The sequence below is a fragment of the Enterococcus sp. 10F3_DIV0382 genome (genome assembly GCF_002140245.1).
GTDB classification, from domain to species: Bacteria; Bacillota; Bacilli; order Lactobacillales; family Enterococcaceae; genus Enterococcus_B; species Enterococcus_B lactis.
Genome location: NZ_NGMF01000001.1, coordinates 1,385,373 through 1,387,931 on the forward strand (window position 1 = coordinate 1,385,373; position 2,559 = coordinate 1,387,931).

The following is a 2,559-nucleotide window of genomic DNA, read 5'->3' on the forward strand; positions in this document are numbered from 1 at the left end:
GTTTAACACGATATATAAATTTGTAAATTAATGGAATCTTCTATAGTGAACATAAATAGAGTGTATCTTCTTTGACAAATACCATAAAAAAGTGTGACAAGCAATCATTGTTAGATTGCTTGTCACAACATTGATAAGAGTATCCAATTGAAGAGAATGATTAGGAGAAAGAATCTCCGTACTTTTCATAGTAATCATAGTATCCAAGTTTGTATAGACGAATCGTTTTTTGTCTTATTTCTTCTGTTTCAAAATGGACTGCTTGAAGAATCAAATCTGTGGATTCTATAGGAGCTGTTCCATTCGCGGTAATCAAGTTATGATCTTTTACAGCTTGTTGTTCTATAAAATCTTCTTTATTTTGATAATTTTCCGATTCTAACCAAGGAAATTGCATATTTCCGGTGTGTTTGTAACCTTGCAATAATCCGCTCTGTGCTAAATAATCAACTGCCCCACAAATCGCAGCTACTGGTACGCCTGTTTTTAAAAATTTATCGATTATTAAATATAAATGGTGATTTTCTATGTCCCATGAATTGCCACCAATCATAATAAAGAGATCAATTTTTTCAGGTATTTGTTCGATTAAATAATCGATTTTTGTTTTTAGTCCTCCCATGGAAGTGACCTCTGATTGGATAGAAGCAGTTTTATTTTGCCATCCCTCATTTTGGTTTAGTGTGCTAGTAATATAAGCCCCTTCCCAATCGGCATATTCCTCTAATAGAAACGTAACCGCAGTTTTCATTTTCAAGCTCTCCTTTATTATCTATGACAAGGACAACAGTTTTAATATACAGACATTCATTAAATTTGGATAGCGACAGAGTAAACAACAATTCTTAAGTTTTAGACAGAGTACATTGGCAGTCAACTTTATTTACTGGCATTATAACATTTTGCCTACGTGGATGACAAAGAACCAGCTGTCTCAACGTTACTGTCTATGAAAGAATCTTAGATTGAGTCAGAAAGTCTACTATGGTTTCTATTTTGCGAATCTATTCGAATTAAGAATAATACTGTCGGAAAGTTTCTTTGATTGATGGAAAATTGAGTACCAAAAAGAGAAAAAATAACTGGTCTACTAAGTAGAGGTTCTGACTAGCTTCTCTATTTATTTGAATACAATCTAAAAAGAAACTGGAAGGTAAAAAGTATTTATAAAAACGAAACAATAAAACGTGTCAAACACTCAGCATGAGATATATAACCATGTAACCAGTTCATTAAGAAAATAGTGGAAGCCACAGAAAATAAAGTTTCTGCGTACATTCATATCCCATTTTGCGAGCGTATCTGCTATTACTGTGACTTAAATGTTAATATGGTTAAATTGACCGTTATATTTTTTATATAAATATCGTATAATTAGTATGAATATAGAAGAAGGAAAGAAGGTGCAATCTTGGAATCTAAAGACAAGTATTTAGATTACGCTAGGGTCAATAAAGATAAATTTATTGAAACAATTATCAAGGGGAAAATCCCTGACGATGAAAAAGATGCGGTATTCATGGCCGGAAGCCCAGGAGCAGGTAAAACAGAGGTTGCACTAGGTTTAGCTGAAAATTATGACAACCATGTTGTGATTGATGCGGACTATTTTAGAACACAGTTTCCAGAATACAATGGAAAGAACTCAAGTGTTTTTCAGAAAGCTTCTTCTTGGTTAGTTGAACAATCATTAAAATATGTACTGGAACATGGCTATTCTTTCATATTAGATGCTACTTTTGCTATCCTTAGTGCAGAGAAAAATATTATTCGAGCCCTTAAAAATAACTTTCGCGTTACGATTTTCTATGTTTACCAAGATCCCAAAGTTGCCTGGGATTTCACTCGAAAACGTGAACTAGCTGAGGGACGTCATGTGCCAAAAGAAACGTTTATCAATGCGTTTTTTAAGTCAAGAGAGAATATTGAAAAAGTCAAAGATAGACATCCTGAAGTAGTCCTTCACATAATGATTAAGGATTATCAAAATAATATTTCTGAAGTACACTATGCAGCAGATAATATTCAATTAGTACTACCCATACAATATACTTCAAAAGAGTTGGAGGAGGAATTACATGACTGAGAAAGAACAAGTACAACAAATCGTGAAGAAGTATAATAAAAGTATCGCTGATTTATCAGAAAATGCCTCAGCGAAAGAATTTAAAACAGTAATGAAGTACGTAGCAGATGAAGCAAATCGTAAGCAGCGAAAACTAGTTGGGTTGGATAAGTAAATTTTTTAAACCAGATCCTTGTAAAGTTGAGTTTTTTATTTTAATGAACTAAGACTATTAAATAGATAATTATTGTAACTTAAAAACACAGCTGAAAATTGGTTGTGTTTTTTTATTAGGTTTACTTTTCTGGTATAAAAGGAACTAGCTACTTTTTCAAAATTTCTAAACCTTTCCATATGTAACGTTTACCAAATTATTCGCCATAAAATTTTATAATTCAATCACCCATTGTTTTACCTAAGTCGTATTTAAATAATAACCGGCTTTTTTTACATAAGAAGACTTCGGATATTTTTTAGTTTGATTGGCTCTGATA

Annotated in this window: 3 protein-coding genes; 2 read left to right on the plus strand and 1 reads right to left on the minus strand. The window is 32.3% G+C overall.

Annotated elements, in window-relative coordinates; genetic code table 11:
- Positions 1-160: 160 nt before the first annotated feature.
- Positions 161-751, minus strand: coding sequence for a type 1 glutamine amidotransferase family protein (locus tag A5849_RS07050; RefSeq protein WP_002308925.1), 591 nt, complete (start codon positions 749-751; stop codon positions 161-163).
- 660 nt (positions 752-1,411) lie between these two features.
- Here A5849_RS07050 and A5849_RS07055 point away from each other — a divergent pair.
- Together A5849_RS07055 and A5849_RS14930 are read left to right on the plus strand one after the other, a co-directional pair.
- Entirely contained in the window at positions 1,412-2,086 is a 675-nt protein-coding gene (locus A5849_RS07055) for a zeta toxin family protein (RefSeq protein WP_002308926.1), read from the plus strand.
- Positions 2,079-2,240 carry a hypothetical protein gene (locus A5849_RS14930; RefSeq protein ID WP_002294460.1) on the plus strand — a complete coding sequence of 54 codons (162 nt, stop codon included), beginning with the start codon at positions 2,079-2,081 and terminating at the stop codon, positions 2,238-2,240. Before A5849_RS07055 ends, A5849_RS14930 begins: the two co-directional genes overlap by 8 nt.
- Positions 2,241-2,559: the final 319 nt, after the last annotated feature.